This is a genomic window from Brevundimonas sp. Br13, from assembly GCF_055391505.1.
In genome coordinates, this window is sequence record NZ_AP044008.1 from 2945988 (window position 1) to 2960891 (window position 14904).

Sequence of the window (14904 nt, forward strand, 5' to 3'; positions counted from 1 at the left end):
CCGCAGTCGGAAGACCTGTCACATTGTAGGGATAAGGGCGACGAAAACTCAGGATGCGCCGATGACCCGCCTCGCTCTTTCCCGCCGTTCCATGCTTGCGGCTTTCGGCGGCGGCCTGGCCCTGTCGCCGACCGGCCCCGCCCTGGCCCAGGCCGTGTTCGATGTGAACCCCTTCCGGCTGGGCGTGACGGCGGGCGACCCGCTCCCGGACGGCTTCGTCATCTGGACGCGCCTGGCCCCCGACCCGCTCGCCTACGGTTCCGGCATGCCCAAGGCGCCCGTCGCCGTGAAGTGGGAGGTCGCCGCCGACCGGGGCTTCAACACCGTCGTCCGTTCCGGCGAGGCGATCGCCCGGCCGGAGCTGGGCCATTCCGTCCATGTCGAGGTCGAGGGGCTGGAGCCCGCCCGCCCCTATTTCTACCGCTTCCAGTGCGGGACCGAGCGTAGCGGCGTCGGGCGCGCCAAGACCGCCTCCCTGGCCGGCGCCTCCGTCTCGGCCGTCCGCTTCGGCGTCGCCGGCTGCCAAGCCTATGAACAGGGCTATTACACCGCCCACCGCAAGATGGCGGAAGAGGAGCTGGATTTCATCTTCTGCTACGGCGACTACATCTATGAGGGTCGCGCCAACCCCATCTATCAGTCGGGCGCCGGCCCCCAGGACAACACCCGCGTCCACCTGGGCGGCGAAATCTACAGCCTGGACGACTATCGCCGCCGCTATTCCCAGTACACGATGGATGCAGACCTTCAGGCCTCGCGCGCCTCGGCTGCCTGGTTCTGCACCTATGACGATCACGAGGTGGACAACAACTGGGTCGGCGACATTGATCAGGACGGCACGCCGCCTGAGGTCTTCCTGCTGCGTCGCGCCGCCGCCATGCAGGCCTTCTACGAGTTCATGCCGATGCGGAAATCGGCCTTCCCGCGCGGCGCGGGCATGCAGGCCTATCGCCGGGCCCAGTACGGCGACCTGCTGGACGTGGCCTTCCTGGACACCCGCCAGTATCGCACGGACCAGCCCTGCAATGACCGCTTCAACGCCAACTGCCCCGGCATAGAGGCGACGACGGCCCAGGTTCTGGGCGACGCTCAGGAAGCCTGGCTGCTGACCAACCTCGACCGTTCCAAGGCCCGATGGAAGGCCCTGGCTCAGCAGGTCATGATGATGGACCTGAACCGCAACACCTCCGGCGGCCAGGGGGTCAACACCGACAGCTGGGCCGGCTATCGCGTGCCCCGCAACCGGCTGCTGAGCCACATCCGCGACCGCCGCATCGACAATGTCGTGGTCCTGACCGGGGACGAGCATCAGAACTACGCCGGCGGCCTGTGGCTGGACGGCAGCCAGCCCGAGGGCGCCCCCATCGCGGTCGAGTTCGTCGGCACCTCGATCAGCTCGCGCGGCGACGGATCGGACCGCGGCGCCGACTACGACCGGTTTATGGCCGTCAATCCCCAGCTGAAGTTCCGCAACTCCCAGCGCGGCTATGTGGTCTGTGAAGCCACGCCGACCGTCTGGACCACTCAATTCAAGGTTTTGGACAAGGTATCGGACCGCTCGGGCGTGCTGACGACCCGCCAGACCTTCGCGATCGAGGCGGGATCGAACACGCTGACGCCGGCGTGATGACCTCACATAGGCTGGAGCCTATGGACAGGATATAGCCTCTCAGCTATATAGCGACATGCCATGGGCCGTCAGCAACCATGATGAGTTCGACCCAGAGTTCGACGCCCTCCCAGTCGAAGTCCAGGACGAGCTATTGGCGATGACGGCGCTGTTGGAAGTCTATGGGCCCCGGCTGGGCCGCCCCCATGCCGACACCCTGGCAGGGTCAAGGCACGCCAACATGAAGGAACTTCGGTTCAAGGCGGCCGACGGGGTCTGGCGGGTTGCGTTCGCATTTGATCCGGAGCGGCAGGCCATCCTGCTGGTCGCCGGCGACAAGGCAGGCGTGGCCCAGAAGCGATTTTACAAAGGCCTTATCGCCAAGGCAGACAGCCGGTTCACCAGCCACTTGAGGGCGCTGAAGGAGACATAAGATGGGTCGCACGCGCGAAGAGATCATGGCTGCGCTGCCCGAGGCCCGCCGGGCGCGCATCGACGCCCGCGCCGCCGAACTCGTGGGCGAAGTGGAAGGCCTGAAGGCGTTGCGCGAGCTCGCCGAACGCAGCCAGGAGCAGATCGCCCAGGCGCTTGGAGTAAAGCAGCCTTCGGTGCTCAAGATGGAACGCCAGGCCGATCTCTACCTGTCCACTCTGCGCCGGTTCGTCGAGGCGGCCGGCGGCACCCTTGAACTGCGCGTCGAACTGCCCGGAAAGGGCGTCCTTCACCTCACGGGCATGGGCGACATCAGCCACTGAGATAGGATCCGCCTCGGCCAGGAGAGCGCGGCGACTTCTCCCGTGCGGATCAGAGAACCGGCACCGCCTGGCTCAGCCGCCCGCCGACCCGGATCGGCTCGACCCGCGTCGCCAGCCCCGTCCTGTCGTCGGTCTCCACGAAGACGCCGCACACGGTGGCCGGCCCGGACGCCGGCGTATAGCGCCCGCCCGAAATCCGGGTGGTGAAACGGCGCAGCGGCTCTTCCTTTTCGTTGCCGATGACGCTGTCATAGTCGCAGCAGCCGCCGGCGTCGGTCTGATAGGCCGTGCCGCCCGGAAGGATCTGGCAGTCGGCGGTCGGGACGTGGGTATGGGTGCCGACCACCAGCGACGCTCGCCCGTCGCAGAAATGGCCCATGGCCATCTTCTCGCTGGTCGCCTCGCAGTGCATGTCGACGATGACCGCGTCGGCCACGGCCCCCAGGGGCGCCGCCGCCAGCTCGCGTTCCACCGCCCCGAACGGATCGTCCATCGGGTCCATATGCACCCGGCCCAGCACATTCATCACCAAGACGGTGCGGCCCGTGTCGGTCTCGAACAGATTGGCCCCGGCGCCCGGCGCATCCATCAGCCGCGGATAGTTGGCCGGCCGGATCAGACGCGGCTCGCGCACGATATAGGTCAGGGCCTCGCGCTGGTCCCACGAGTGATTGCCCAGGGTCAGGCAGTCCGCCCCCGCCATGAACAACTCACGCGCCGTATTCTCGGTAATGCCGAAGCCGCCCGCGGCGTTCTCGGCGTTCACCACCACGAAGTCCAGCTTCAGGTCGCGCTTCAGGCCCGGAAGATGATCGCTGATCCCGTCACGGCCGGACTTGCCGATAACGTCGCCGAAAAACGCCAATCTCATTCGTGTACGCCTTTACCAACATCCGACCAGTCCTCGACCCTTAGGCCGGCAACGCGCTCGAACTCGCCAGTGTTGCGGGTGACGACGGTCAGCCCCCGACTGCGAGCATGACCCGCAATCTGATAGTCATAAGGTCCGATGGGGCGACCGCGACGCTCCAGATCCGCACGGATAGCCGCCGTATGCCGGGCCGCATCTTCGTCGAAAGCAAGAATGTCCAGCCGCGCGAGGAACGACTCCAGCCGTTCGGCGCGACGAGAGTCCGCGAGCTTGCTGGGTCCAACCGCCAGTTCCATGACGACCACCGTCGATACATGAAGCGGCTCGTGCTCAGACCTCAGACGCGCATTCAACGCAGCGCTGCGGCCCCGCAGGATTTCGATACAGATGCTGGTGTCCAGCATATAGCCGGTGCTCACCAGTCCTCCCGCTTCTGCATCTCGGGCTGGTCGCGATCCGGCCAATCCGAAATGCCGGGCTGGTCGAGAAAGTCATCCCACAGCGCATCCACCGGCACCAGGCGCAGGCTCTTGCCCTCCTTGATGACGCGAAGCTCCTTCACGTCATCGGGAAAAGCCACGGCCTTGGGCAGTCGCACGGCCTGCGAGCGATTGGACTTGAAGACCGTGGCTTTCAGCGGGGCGCTCATGGCCTCCCTATCGGCTTGCTGCACGGATATGTCAATGGCATATCCCTCAAAACGCCTGATACCCCGCCTCGGTCAGCACCCCGTGCAGCCGCATGTCGTGCGCCTCCAGGTTCAGCGCCTCCACCGCCTGCCCCGCATAGGCGAAGCCCACCCGGATCACATCGGGCCGGGCCGCAAAGGTGCGGTCGTAGAAGCCGCCGCCCTGCCCCAGCCGGCCGCCGGACGCATCGAAGGCCAGTAGCGGCGTAATGATCAGGTCCGGCTCCACCAACTCGGCCAGCGGCAGGGGCGCGGGACAGCCGGCGGCGTCCAGCTCCAAAGGCTCGCCCGGCGACCAGGCGCGAAAGACCATGGGCGCGTCCCGCTCCAGCACCACCGGAAGGCACAGCCGCCGCCCCGCCGCCTCCAGCGCTACAGCCAGGGCTCCGGTGTCCAGCTCGGACCCCATGGCGCGATAGAGGGCCACGACAGCCCCCTGCGGCAGGGCGTCGATGTGGTCGGCGGCGCGTTGGGCGGCGGTCGGATCGGTCCCGGCCAGGGCCTTGCGCCGCGCGCGGGCGGCGGACCGGAGTTCATGCTTGTCGAACATGGGTGCGCTCAGCTGGCGCGCGTCTCACGCGCAGGGCGAAGAAGGGGAAAGGGTTGGCGGCGCCGCGTGAACCGTGAAGAGCGGTTTAAATCCTCTCGACCTGGGTAGCCAGGTGGGCTCCATATGCCCAGGCCCTCGAGCCCGGACAGGGACAGATCCCTTCGAGTGAATTAAGGTCGCGAGGAAATGTTGCCTCCGACGTGAGCCGCAGCAGGACCCGCCGTCGCACAAGATAGGGCCTGCGCCCCGCCTTCTCAAGCGGCGTAATCCGATCAGCCGCCTTCAGATGGATTGGGCGATCTTCTCGATCCGGGCTGCAACCGCATTCAGCGCCTCAGCCACGCCGTCACGGGTGGGCGCCGGGTCGCCCGTCGGGGCCGGCGCTCCGCCGCCGTTCAGTCGGGCCTCATGCAGCTCATCCGCCAGGATCAGGGCCGACATCAGGAAAAGCCGCAGATCCCCCACATGGCCGACGTCCTGGGCCACCTGGCGCACCTGGTTGTCGAACTGTTTGGCCAGGATGCGGACCCGCTCCTCCTGTCCGTCGGCGCAGCCCACCGCATAGGGGCGACCGTTCACCTCCACCGTCACCGTCGCCATCAGTCGGCCTCGCCTTCGATTTCATCGCGAGCCTGACGTTCGCCCTGGACCAGCACCTCTCGCACGGCCTCGGCCGCCCGCCCCAAGGCTTCAGACGCCTCGCGCCCCGCAGCCTCCAGTTCGGCCAGGCGTGCGGCGTCCGCCGCCCCGTTCGCATCGCTGCGGGGCGCGAACAGATCGTCGTCGGCGATCGGCGGCGCCGAAGCCGGTCGGGCCTTCAGCGCCAGGATCTTGCGTTCCAGTTCGGCCAGGGCCCGGTCGATACGGGCCCGTGCGGCCGTGGTGGCGTCTGCCATCGGTCGCTCCTTCAAATTGCGTATAGAACCCGAGGACGCGCCGGGGTAAAGCGGCGCGCCTCTGAATTTCCGTTCCCGCCGAAAGGTCTCGCCTCGTGAACGACGTCAAATCCGCCCCCAAGGCCACGCCCCAGCAGATGGCCAACGCCATCCGCGTCCTCGCCATGGACGGAGTCGAAAAGGCCAAGTCGGGCCACCCCGGCATGCCGATGGGCATGGCCGATGTCGCCACGGTGCTGTTTTCGAAGTTTCTGAAGTTCGACGCGAGCCGCCCCGACTGGGCCGACCGCGACCGTTTCATCCTGTCGGCCGGCCACGGCTCGATGCTGATCTACGCGCTTCTGCACCTGACCGGCTACAAGGCCGCGACCAAGGAAGAGCTGTCGAACTTCCGTCAGTGGGGCTCCAAGACCGCCGGCCACCCCGAGTACGGCCATATGCCGGGCGTCGAGGTCACCACCGGCCCCCTCGGCCAGGGCCTGGCCACCTCGGTCGGTTTCGCCATGGCCGAGCGTCACCTCGCCGCCAAATACGGCGAGGACCTGGTCGATCACCGCACCTGGGTCATCGCCGGCGACGGCTGCCTGATGGAAGGCGTGTCCCAGGAGGCCATCGCCCTGGCCGGCCGCTACCGTCTGAACAAGCTCACCGTCCTGTGGGACGACAATGAGATCACCATCGACGGCAAGGTCTCCCTGTCGGACGCCACCGACCAGAAGGCCCGCTTCAAGGCCGCCGGCTGGGCGGTCAAGGCCATCGACGGCCATGACATGAACGCCATCAAGGCCGCCCTGAAGTGGGCGACGCGCCAGGACAAGCCCACCCTGATCGCCTGCAAGACCAAGATCGGCAAGGGCGCCGCCACCATGGAAGGCAGCCACAAGACCCACGGCGCCGCCCTGGGCGCCGCCGAGATCGCCGCCACCCGCCTGGGCCTGGCCTGGGATCACGAACCCTTCGAAATGCCTCAGACCATCGCCGACGCCTGGGCCAAGGTCGGCCGTCGCGGCGCCAAGGACCGCAAGAAGTGGGAGGCCCGCCTCGCCGCCTCGCCCCAGGCCGCCGATTTCACCCGCGCCATGAAGGGCGACCTGCCCGAGGGCGCCTTCGACGCCCTGAACGCCAAGATCGCCGAACTGATCGAAACCCAGCCCGCCCAGGCCACGCGCCAGTCCTCGGGCGCCGCCCTGGACCAGGTCTTCGCCGCCATCCCCGAACTGGTCGGCGGCTCGGCCGACCTGACCGGCTCGAACAACACCTTCGTCGCCGGCACCCCCATCTTCGACCAGCCCACCTATGAGGGCCGCTACGTCAACTGGGGCATCCGCGAGTTCGGCATGGCCGCCGCCATGAACGGCCTGGCCCTGCACGGCGGGATCATTCCTTACGGCGGCACCTTCATGGTCTTCTCGGACTACAGCCGCCCGGCCATCCGTCTGGGCGCCCTGATGGGGGTCCGCGCCATCCACGTCCTGACGCACGACTCGATCGGCCTGGGCGAGGACGGCCCGACCCACCAGCCGGTCGAACATCTGGCGGCGCTTCGCGCCATCCCGAACCTGAACGTCTTCCGCCCCGCCGACACGGTCGAGGCCATGGAGTGCTGGCAGATCGCCCTGCAGGCCAAGACCACCCCCTCGGCCATGGCCCTGTCGCGCCAGAAGACCCCGGCAGTGCGCACGGTCGCAGCGACGGAAAACCTGTCCGCCAAGGGCGCCTATGAGATCAAGGCGGCCTCGGGCGAGGCCAAGGCCACCCTGTTCGGCACGGGCACGGAACTGGCCCTGGCCCTGAAGGCGGCCGAAGCCCTGGAAGCCGAAGGCGTGCCGACCCGCGTCGTCTCCGTCCCCTGTTTCGAACTGTTCGAGCAGCAGGACGCCGCCTACCAGGCCTCGGTCATCGGCCGCGGCACGGTGCGTGTCGCCGTCGAGGCCGCGATCAAGCAAGGCTGGGAGCGGTTCATCGGCGAAGACGGCGCCTTCGTCGGCATGACCGGCTTCGGCGCCTCGGCCCCGGCGGAAGTGCTGTACGACAAGTTCGGCGTCACGGCGGATGCGGTGGTCGCAGCGGTGAAGGCGCGGCTGTAATCTCTCTTCATCTCCCTCTCCCCCTGCGGGAGAGGGAGACCGCGCACGGCGGCGTCAGCCGTCGTCCTGGCGCGGTCGGGCGAGGGGTCACGCCGGCCGAGCCGTTTCGCATCATCCAACCCCTCATCCGGCCCTTCGGGCCACCTTCTCCCGCAAGGGGAGAGGGATCAGGTGGAGCTGACGATGAAACCCGGCGTCCTTGGTCTTCTTCTCGCACTCGGCATGACCGCGACTGCGGCGCAAGCCCAGACCGCTCCACAGACGCCCGCCCCCGCCGAAACCCCCATCGTCATCGGCCGGTCCTACGCCCTCCCCTCCGCCGTCATGGGCGCGACGCGCGAGATCAATGTCTGGCTGCCGCCCGGCTATGCGGACAGCGGCAAGACCTATCCTGTCCTCTATGTCCTCGACGGCGGCCAGGATCAGGACTTCCACCACATCTCGGGCCTCGCCCAGCTCGGAACCGTCGTCGGCACGACCCGCGACGTGATCGTGGTCGGTATCGCCTCGATCGACCGCCGCAACGAACTGGCCCTGCCGACGCAAGACCCCGAACTGATCGCCCGCTATCCGACCCAGGGCCATTCTGACCGCTTCCGCCGCTTCCTGGCCGAAGAGGTCCAGCCTTTCGTCGAGACGCGCTTCCGCACCAGCGGCGAGACCGCCCTGATGGGCGAATCCCTGGCCGGCCTGTTCGTGGTCGAGACCTTCCTCAAGGAACCCCAGATGTTCGACGCCTATGTCGCCGTCAGCCCCAGCCTGTGGTGGGACGGGGGCGAACTGGCGCGTCAGTCCGGCGCCCGTCTGCGTGACCAGTCGAACGACCCGCGCACCCTGATCCTGACCCTGGGCGACGAGGGCCCCGAGATGCAGGCCCCGATGGACGTCCTGACCGCCAATCTGCGCGACCACGCCCTGCCCGGCCTGAGCTGGAGCTTCACCCCCCGCCCGACCGAGACCCACGCCACCATCTACCACGGCGCGGCCTTGGACGCCTTCCGCAAGCTCTACGCCGTCCCCACGCCCTGATCCAAACCCCGGAGCCCCCCATGAAACTCGGCACCCCGCTTTCCGACACCGCCGTCCGCGTCATGCTGCTGGGCTCCGGCGAACTGGGCAAGGAGGTCGCCATCGAGCTTCAGCGCCTGGGCGTCGAGGTGGTCGCCGTCGACCGTTATCCGAACGCCCCAGCCATGCAGGTCGCGCACCGCAGCCACGTCATCCCGATGACCGATCCCCAGGTGCTGAACGGCCTGATCATGGCCGAGGCCCCGCACATCATCGTGCCCGAGATCGAGGCCATCGCCACCGAGGTCCTGGCCGACATCGAGGCCGCCGGCATGGCTCGCGTCATTCCCACCGCCCGCGCCGTCCAACTGACCATGAACCGCGAGGGCATCCGCCGTCTCGCCGCCGAAGAGCTGGGCCTGCCCACCAGCCCCTACGCCTTCGCGGGCAGCGCCCAGGAACTGGCCGCCGGCGCCGAAACCGTCGGCTACCCTTGTTTCGTCAAGCCGGTCATGTCCTCGTCCGGCAAGGGCCAGTCCTTTGCCGAAAGCCCCGATGAAATCGCCGACGCCTGGACCTACGCCCAAGACAGCGGCCGCGTCGCCGGCGCCCGTGTGATCGTCGAGGGCCGGATCGACTTCGATTTCGAGATCACCCTGCTGACCGTCCGCTCGCGCGCCGCCGACGGCTCGACCCGCACGGATTTCTGCGCCCCCATCGGCCACCGTCAGGTCAAGGGCGACTATGTCGAGAGCTGGCAGCCCCAGGCCATGAGCCCCGCTGCCCTCGCCGCCTCGCAGGACATCGCCGGCAAGGTCACCGACGCCCTCGGCGGTTTCGGCGTGTTCGGGGTCGAACTGTTCGTCAAGGGCGACCAGGTCTGGTTCTCCGAGGTCTCGCCCCGCCCCCACGACACCGGCCTGGTCACCCTGGCTAGCCAGACCATGAGCGAGTTCGCCCTCCACGCCCGCGCCATCCTGGGCCTGCCCGTCGACGCGACCCAGCGCGAACCCGCCGCGAGCGCCGTCATCTACGGCGGCATGGATGCCCAAGGCGTCGCCTTCGAGGGCGTCGCCGAGGCCTTGTCCGTCCCCACTGCCGACCTGCGCCTGTTCGGCAAGCCCGAAGCCTATGAACGCCGCCGCATGGGCGTGGCGACCGCGCGCGGCGCCGATGTGGACGAAGCCCGCGAACGGGCGCGGGAGGCGGCGGGTCGGGTAAAGGTGGTCCCGGGCTGACGCCGAACAGGGCGGAATCAACACTGCCTTAACCGTAAGGATTCACCATGCCGGTCTCATCGTTCCGAGGCCGCGTTCCATGTCCCAATTCCAGACCGACGTCATTCACCGTGGCGACTGCATCGAGATTCTGAAAAGCCTGCCCGACGCCTCGGTCGATATGGTCTTCGCCGACCCGCCCTATAATCTTCAGCTGGGCGGCGACCTGCTGAGGCCCGACAATTCCAAGGTCGATGCGGTTGACGACGACTGGGACAAGTTCGGCAGCTTCGCCGAATACGACGCCTTCACCCGCGCCTGGCTGACCGAGTGCCGCCGGGTGCTGAAGCCCGAGGGCTCGATCTGGGTGATCGGCTCCTATCACAACGTCTTCCGCCTGGGCGCGGCGATCCAGGACCTGGGCTTCTGGGTGCTGAACGACATCATCTGGCGCAAGTCCAACCCAATGCCGAACTTCAAGGGCACCCGGTTCACCAACGCCCACGAGACCCTGATCTGGGCCGCCCGCTCGCGCGACCAGAAGCGCTACACCTTCAACTACGACGCCCTGAAGGCCTTCAACGAAGACACCCAGATGCGGTCCGACTGGACCTTCGCCCTGTGCACCGGCGAGGAGCGGATCAAGGACGCCGACGGCAAGAAGGCCCATCCGACCCAGAAGCCCGAGGCCCTGCTGCACCGCGTGCTGCTGTCGGCCACCCGCCCCGGCGACGTGGTCCTGGACCCCTTCTTCGGCACCGGCACCACCGGCGCCGCCGCCAAACGCCTCGGTCGCCACTACATCGGCATCGAGCGGGACGAGACCTATGCGGCCGTCGCCGAGACCCGCATCGCCTCGGTCATTCCCGCCAGTCCCGAAGACCTGGCCGTCATGGGCTCCAAGCGCGCCGAGCCCAAGGTGCCCTTCGGCGCCCTGGTCGAGGCCGGCCTGCTGAACCCCGGCGACCGTCTGTACTGCCCCAAGGGCGAGCGCGAGGCCCGCGTCCGCGCCGACGGCTCCCTGGTGTCGGGCTCCCTGACCGGCTCGATCCACAAGCTGGGCGCCCTGCTGGAGAACGCCCCCGCCTGCAACGGCTGGACCTACTGGCGCTTCAAGACCGACCAGGGGCTGAAGTCGATCGACGCCCTGCGTGCGGAAGTCCGGGCGGGGATGCAGTAGCCGCCCTACGGTAAAGCTCTGTAACTCGCCGGATTTGCGACGGAAATTTCGTCTCCGCGACGGAACCGCGCACCCGCGTGAACATTGATGTGAACAGGCCCGCAGCGCCGGGCTGGAGCAAGCACATCGATGAAGATCGCGCAGGTCACACCGCTTTATGAGGCTGTGCCTCCCAAATTGTATGGCGGCACCGAAAGGGTCGTCGCCCATCTCACAGACGCCCTGGTCGATCTGGGCCATGAGGTCACTCTGTTCGCCTCCGCAGACGCCCAGACGCGGGCGCGGCTGGTCCCCGTCCGCGACCAGGCCATCCGCCTGGACCCCGCCCCGCTGAAGTCCGATCTCGCCGCCCATATGACCATGCTGAGCGAGGTCCTGGATCGCGTCGATCAGTTCGACGTCATCCACTTCCACACCGACATGATCCACTTCCCCCTGTTCCGGCCCTATGCGGACCGGACCATCACCACATTGCATGGACGGCTCGATCTGAAGGATCTGCCCGGCGTTTACGATCGCTGGAGCGACTTCGGCCTGATTTCCATCTCGGACGACCAGCGCCGCCCCCTGCCCCATGCGAATTGGAAGGCGACCGTGCATCACGGCATGCCCGGCGACCAATATGTCTTCTCGCCGAAGTCAGAGGGCTATCTGGCCTTCCTGGGCCGCATCTCGCCCGAGAAACGACCCGACCGCGCGATTGAGATCGCCACCAAACTGGGCCGCCCGCTGAAGATGGCCGCCAAGGTGGACGCCGCAGACAAGATCTATTGGGAGGAGACCATCCGTCCCATGGTCGAGGCCAATCCCCTGATCGAGTTCATCGGCGAGATCGGCGACCATCAGAAATCAGCCTTCCTGGGCGGCGCCGAGGCCCTGTTGTTCCCGATCGACTGGCCCGAACCCTTCGGCCTGGTGATGATCGAGGCCATGGCCTGCGGCACGCCGGTGGTGGCCTTCCGCTGCGGATCGACGCCGGAAATCATCGAGGACGGCGCCACCGGCTTCCTGGTGGACACCATGGAACAGGCCGTCGCCGCCGCCGACCGTGCCCGCCTCCTGGACCGCGAGGCCATCCGCGCCCGGTTCGAACTGCGCTTCTCGGCCGCCGCCATGGCGCGCCGTTATCTGGACGTCTACGGCGACCTTCTGGCGCGCCGTCCGTTCGCCGAGGCCCCGCTGGCGGACGTGGTGACGCCCCTGCGCCCCTTGGAAGATCGCAGCTTCGCGGCCATAGCCTGATCCCCGTCTTATTGTCGAGGTTCAGCGGCGGAGGGTGAAACCCTCCGCCGCCGGCTTCATTTCATCATCGGAGCGGCCCTTGAGCGCCGCATTCCAATGAGACGTTTCGCGCAGGCTGCAACAGCGACGGGGACAGACACCGCATGGACGACGCCTATTCCACCCAGCTGACCGCCGGTGAGTCCGTCGAGGCTTCGGGCCTGGAACAGTTGATGGCGCTGAAGGCGGGGGACGCCTTCCTGGTCGCCGACGGCTGGGGCGACATGAAGGGCGGGGCCGACGGCCTGTTCGCCGGGGACACGCGGGTTCTATCGCGCTGGACGATGACCGTGGGCCTGTTGAAGCCGTCGCGGCTGTCGTCCGGCGTCAGCCAGGACAACGTCTTCTTTTCCTGCCACACGACCAATCGTCCCCTGCCGCCGATGGGCGGACGCTCGGCCCCGGCCGGGGTGATGCATATCGAACGGCGGCGCTTCCTGTGGGACCGGCGCATGTTCGAACGCATCCAGATGGTCAACCACGGGGTCGAGGACATACTTCTGCCCCTCGCCTTCGACTTCGGGGCCGACTTCGCCGACATCTTCCAGGTGCGGGGGACGCCGCGGCCCAAGCGCGGCACGATCCACGCCCCCACCACCGACGGGCGCCGCGTCACCTTCCGCTACACCGGCCTGGACGGGGTGGACCGCGGCAGCTGCCTCGCCTTTTCCGAACCGCCCGCCCGCCTGACCCCTAACCGCGCCGAGTTCATGTTCAGCCTGCCCAAGGGCCGGTCGATGGAGCTGTTCATCGAATGCGGTGTCGATTCCTGCGAAGCGCCGGACGCCCGTCGCTGGCGGCTGAACGCCATCCAGGCCCGTCTGGCGATGCGGGCCAAGCGGCGGCGCGGCGCCTCGGTGCGCGGCCCCCGCAGCCCGCGGTTCAACGACTGGCTGGACCAGTCGCGGGCGGACATGGCCCTGTTGACCACCGACCTGCCGACCGGCCCCTACCCCTATGCCGGCACGCCCTGGTTCTCGACCCCGTTCGGGCGGGACGGCATCATCGCCGCCTGGCAGATGCTGTGGCTGGACCCGTCCCTGGCCAAGGGCGTCCTGACCTATCTGGCCTCGCGCCAGGCGACTGAGACGTCGCTGTTCCAGGACAGCCAGCCGGGCAAGATCCTGCACGAGACGCGCGGCGGCGAAATGAGCGCCCTGGGCGAGGTGCCCTTCGGCCTCTATTACGGCGGGGTCGACACCACCTGTTTGTTCATCGCCCTGGCCGGCGCCTATGCCGGGCGCACCGGCGATCTGGAGCTGATCCGCAAACTGTGGCCCAATCTGATCGCCGCCGCCGACTGGATGCGCGACTATGGGGATTCCAACGGGGACGGCCTGATCGACTATCAGCGCGGCGCCGACACCGGCCTGTCCAACCAGGGCTGGAAGGATTCCGAGGATTCCATCTTCCACGCCGACGGCCGCTTTCCCAAGGGGCCGATCGCCCTCTTAGAAGTTCAAGGCTACGCCTTCGCCGCCTGGCGCGCCCTGGCGGATCTGGGCGAGCGGCTGCACGACGACCGAGCGGTGGAATGGCGCATCCGCGCCGAACAGGTCCGCGCCCTGGTCGAGGACAAGTACTGGATGGAGGACGAGGGCTTCTACGCCGTCGCCCTGGACGGAGACGGGGAGCCGTGCCGGGCCATCGCCTCCAACGCCGGCCATCTGCTCTTCACCGGCCTGCCGTCGCCAGAACGGGCGCGGCGCGTGACCCGACGCCTGTTGTCGTCACGGTTCCGCACCGGCTGGGGCGTGCGGACGCTGGAGCTGGGCCAGGCCCGGTTCAATCCGATGAGCTATCACAACGGCTCGGTCTGGCCGCACGACACCGCCATGGCCGCCGCCGGCATGGCCGCCTATGGCGAACGCCAGGCGGTGGCCGAGATCTTGGCCGAGATCTACGCCGCCGCCGCCCATTTCCATCTGCGTCTGCCCGAGCTGTTCTGCGGCTTCCCGCGCGCGCCGGGCGAACCGCCGATCGCCTATCCGGTCGCCTGTCTGCCCCAGGCCTGGGCGGCGGGGTCGGTCTTTCTGATGCTTCAGGCGTCGCTGGGCCTGTCGATCGACGCCTGGAGCGGAACGGTCGATCTGATCGACCCGGTTCTGCCCGCCGGGTTGCAGACGCTGAAGATTCAGGGTCTTCAAGTCGGAAACGCCTCGGTCGATCTGGACATCCAGCATGTGGACGGCCGCGCCGTGGTGGTGCCTCGTCGCAAACAGGGCGGGATCGCCATCCGCACCCTGCGGTGATCAGGCGGCGTCTGACTTCCGTTTCAGCCAGTCGCGCAGCGCCTGGTTCATGCGCGTCTGCCATCCCGGCCCGTCCTGTTTGAAGGCGGCCAGCACGTCGGCGTCGAACCTTATGGTGGTCGAGATCTTATCCGCGCCCTTGGGGCGTCCGCGTTGGACCAGCGTCTCTCCTCGATAGTGATCCGCCTTGTCGAACCAGACGTCGTCAAGTTCCGGCGCCTCGTCAGGATCGACCCAATCGGTCTTCGTAGCGTCGCTGTTCACGGTCATTCGCCTTCCTCATCGAAATGATGTGGCGCGCCTCGCCACGCGGCGTCCACACCAGAACCACCATACGGTCGGTCAAACGCCCAATGGTGATCAGACGTCTTTCTCCATAGTCCCGACGATCATCGTCAAACGTCAGATGATCACCGTCGAACACAGCCGACGCCTGGGCGAAATCCAGTCCACGCTCAATCCACGTGCGATCACGCTTGCTGGGATCGAAGGTGATGCGCACAGATTTTT

Annotated in this window: 17 protein-coding genes and 1 other RNA gene; 9 read left to right on the forward strand and 9 right to left on the reverse strand. The window is 67.6% G+C overall.

The genetic code is table 11. The annotated features are described in order from the left end of the window. Positions 1-61: 61 nt before the first annotated feature. Genes ACZ5M6_RS14695 through ACZ5M6_RS14705 form a run of 3 tightly spaced genes read left to right on the forward strand, consistent with a single transcriptional unit; the run spans position 62 to position 2364 of the window. Positions 62-1627 (forward strand): alkaline phosphatase D family protein, encoded by a 1566-nt coding sequence (locus ACZ5M6_RS14695; RefSeq protein ID WP_395941863.1) that lies wholly within the window; start codon positions 62-64, stop codon positions 1625-1627. Between the two features lie 58 nt (positions 1628-1685). Beyond that, on the forward strand, positions 1686-2042 hold the full coding sequence (locus ACZ5M6_RS14700; protein WP_201462980.1) for a type II toxin-antitoxin system RelE/ParE family toxin: 357 nt from the start codon (positions 1686-1688) through the stop codon (positions 2040-2042). 1 nt (position 2043) lies between these two features. After that, on the forward strand, positions 2044-2364 hold the full coding sequence (locus ACZ5M6_RS14705; RefSeq protein ID WP_182714043.1) for an XRE family transcriptional regulator: 321 nt from the start codon (positions 2044-2046) through the stop codon (positions 2362-2364). Positions 2365-2413: 49 nt separating this feature from the next. Here the strand turns inward: ACZ5M6_RS14705 and ACZ5M6_RS14710 are convergent, their stop codons facing one another. The 7 genes from ACZ5M6_RS14710 to ACZ5M6_RS14740 form a co-directional block, all read right to left on the reverse strand. Next, positions 2414-3235 carry a TIGR00282 family metallophosphoesterase gene (locus ACZ5M6_RS14710; RefSeq protein WP_054766419.1) on the reverse strand — a complete coding sequence of 274 codons (822 nt, stop codon included), beginning with the start codon at positions 3233-3235 and terminating at the stop codon, positions 2414-2416. Further along, positions 3232-3654 carry a type II toxin-antitoxin system VapC family toxin gene (locus ACZ5M6_RS14715; protein WP_224764391.1) on the reverse strand — a complete coding sequence of 141 codons (423 nt, stop codon included), beginning with the start codon at positions 3652-3654 and terminating at the stop codon, positions 3232-3234. The genes ACZ5M6_RS14710 and ACZ5M6_RS14715 overlap by 4 nt, the downstream gene beginning before the upstream one ends. Continuing rightward, entirely contained in the window at positions 3651-3884 is a 234-nt protein-coding gene (gene vapB, locus ACZ5M6_RS14720; RefSeq protein ID WP_221205100.1) for a type II toxin-antitoxin system VapB family antitoxin, read from the reverse strand. Before vapB ends, ACZ5M6_RS14715 begins: the two co-directional genes overlap by 4 nt. 46 nt (positions 3885-3930) lie before the next feature. After that, positions 3931-4473, reverse strand: a complete 543-nt coding sequence (locus tag ACZ5M6_RS14725) for a 5-formyltetrahydrofolate cyclo-ligase (RefSeq protein ID WP_464159008.1) — start codon at positions 4471-4473, stop codon at positions 3931-3933. Between the two features lie 55 nt (positions 4474-4528). After that, a non-coding RNA gene (ssrS, locus tag ACZ5M6_RS14730) (6S RNA) lies at positions 4529-4690 on the reverse strand. Positions 4691-4755: 65 nt separating this feature from the next. Then, positions 4756-5073 carry a cell division protein ZapA gene (locus tag ACZ5M6_RS14735; RefSeq protein ID WP_054766423.1) on the reverse strand — a complete coding sequence of 106 codons (318 nt, stop codon included), beginning with the start codon at positions 5071-5073 and terminating at the stop codon, positions 4756-4758. Further along, positions 5073-5369, reverse strand: a complete 297-nt coding sequence (locus ACZ5M6_RS14740) for a hypothetical protein (protein WP_054766424.1) — start codon at positions 5367-5369, stop codon at positions 5073-5075. The genes ACZ5M6_RS14735 and ACZ5M6_RS14740 overlap by 1 nt, the downstream gene beginning before the upstream one ends. Before the next feature lie 95 nt (positions 5370-5464). Here ACZ5M6_RS14740 and tkt point away from each other — a divergent pair, with 95 nt between their 5' ends. The 6 genes from tkt (at position 5465) to ACZ5M6_RS14770 (ending at position 14394) form a co-directional block, all read left to right on the forward strand. Beyond that, the gene (gene tkt, locus ACZ5M6_RS14745; RefSeq protein WP_464159009.1) at positions 5465-7456 is read left to right on the forward strand and encodes a transketolase; all 1992 of its coding nucleotides are present in this window, start codon (positions 5465-5467) and stop codon (positions 7454-7456) included. A gap of 183 nt (positions 7457-7639) precedes the next feature. Beyond that, positions 7640-8485, forward strand: coding sequence for an alpha/beta hydrolase (locus tag ACZ5M6_RS14750; RefSeq protein WP_348684385.1), 846 nt, complete (start codon positions 7640-7642; stop codon positions 8483-8485). A 20-nt stretch (positions 8486-8505) separates the two neighbouring features. Then, entirely contained in the window at positions 8506-9702 is a 1197-nt protein-coding gene (gene purT, locus ACZ5M6_RS14755) for a formate-dependent phosphoribosylglycinamide formyltransferase (RefSeq protein ID WP_464159010.1), read from the forward strand. 79 nt (positions 9703-9781) lie between these two features. Further along, positions 9782-10861 carry a site-specific DNA-methyltransferase gene (locus ACZ5M6_RS14760; RefSeq protein WP_152950790.1) on the forward strand — a complete coding sequence of 360 codons (1080 nt, stop codon included), beginning with the start codon at positions 9782-9784 and terminating at the stop codon, positions 10859-10861. A 129-nt stretch (positions 10862-10990) separates the two neighbouring features. Continuing rightward, on the forward strand, positions 10991-12103 hold the full coding sequence (locus tag ACZ5M6_RS14765; protein ID WP_152950791.1) for a glycosyltransferase family 4 protein: 1113 nt from the start codon (positions 10991-10993) through the stop codon (positions 12101-12103). A 143-nt stretch (positions 12104-12246) separates the two neighbouring features. After that, on the forward strand, positions 12247-14394 hold the full coding sequence (locus ACZ5M6_RS14770; RefSeq protein ID WP_182713320.1) for an amylo-alpha-1,6-glucosidase: 2148 nt from the start codon (positions 12247-12249) through the stop codon (positions 14392-14394). Here ACZ5M6_RS14770 and ACZ5M6_RS14775 read toward each other — a convergent pair whose 3' ends face one another. Together ACZ5M6_RS14775 and ACZ5M6_RS14780 are read right to left on the reverse strand one after the other, a co-directional pair. After that, entirely contained in the window at positions 14395-14664 is a 270-nt protein-coding gene (locus tag ACZ5M6_RS14775; RefSeq protein ID WP_182713319.1) for a BrnA antitoxin family protein, read from the reverse strand. Continuing rightward, positions 14618-14896 carry a BrnT family toxin gene (locus ACZ5M6_RS14780; RefSeq protein WP_152950794.1) on the reverse strand — a complete coding sequence of 93 codons (279 nt, stop codon included), beginning with the start codon at positions 14894-14896 and terminating at the stop codon, positions 14618-14620. The genes ACZ5M6_RS14775 and ACZ5M6_RS14780 overlap by 47 nt, the downstream gene beginning before the upstream one ends. Between the last annotated feature and the right edge of the window lie 8 nt (positions 14897-14904).

Bases quoted from the DNA above. Each gene is read 5' to 3' on its own strand.
- ACZ5M6_RS14765 (WP_152950791.1), top strand. From the start codon at position 10,991: ATGAAGATCGCGCAGGTCACACCGCTTTATGAGGCTGTGCCTCCCAAA.
- ACZ5M6_RS14760 (WP_152950790.1), top strand. From the start codon at position 9,782: ATGTCCCAATTCCAGACCGACGTCATTCACCGTGGCGACTGCATCGAG.
- ACZ5M6_RS14695 (WP_395941863.1), top strand. From the start codon at position 62: ATGACCCGCCTCGCTCTTTCCCGCCGTTCCATGCTTGCGGCTTTCGGC.
- ACZ5M6_RS14705 (WP_182714043.1), top strand. From the start codon at position 2,044: ATGGGTCGCACGCGCGAAGAGATCATGGCTGCGCTGCCCGAGGCCCGC.
- ACZ5M6_RS14750 (WP_348684385.1), top strand. From the start codon at position 7,640: ATGAAACCCGGCGTCCTTGGTCTTCTTCTCGCACTCGGCATGACCGCG.
- ACZ5M6_RS14775 (WP_182713319.1), bottom strand. From the start codon at position 14,664: ATGACCGTGAACAGCGACGCTACGAAGACCGATTGGGTCGATCCTGAC.
- ACZ5M6_RS14700 (WP_201462980.1), top strand. From the start codon at position 1,686: ATGCCATGGGCCGTCAGCAACCATGATGAGTTCGACCCAGAGTTCGAC.
- ACZ5M6_RS14725 (WP_464159008.1), bottom strand. From the start codon at position 4,473: ATGTTCGACAAGCATGAACTCCGGTCCGCCGCCCGCGCGCGGCGCAAG.
- ACZ5M6_RS14740 (WP_054766424.1), bottom strand. From the start codon at position 5,369: ATGGCAGACGCCACCACGGCCGCACGGGCCCGTATCGACCGGGCCCTG.
- ACZ5M6_RS14735 (WP_054766423.1), bottom strand. From the start codon at position 5,073: ATGGCGACGGTGACGGTGGAGGTGAACGGTCGCCCCTATGCGGTGGGC.
- purT (WP_464159010.1), top strand. From the start codon at position 8,506: ATGAAACTCGGCACCCCGCTTTCCGACACCGCCGTCCGCGTCATGCTG.
- ACZ5M6_RS14770 (WP_182713320.1), top strand. From the start codon at position 12,247: ATGGACGACGCCTATTCCACCCAGCTGACCGCCGGTGAGTCCGTCGAG.
- vapB (WP_221205100.1), bottom strand. From the start codon at position 3,884: ATGAGCGCCCCGCTGAAAGCCACGGTCTTCAAGTCCAATCGCTCGCAG.
- ACZ5M6_RS14710 (WP_054766419.1), bottom strand. From the start codon at position 3,235: ATGAGATTGGCGTTTTTCGGCGACGTTATCGGCAAGTCCGGCCGTGAC.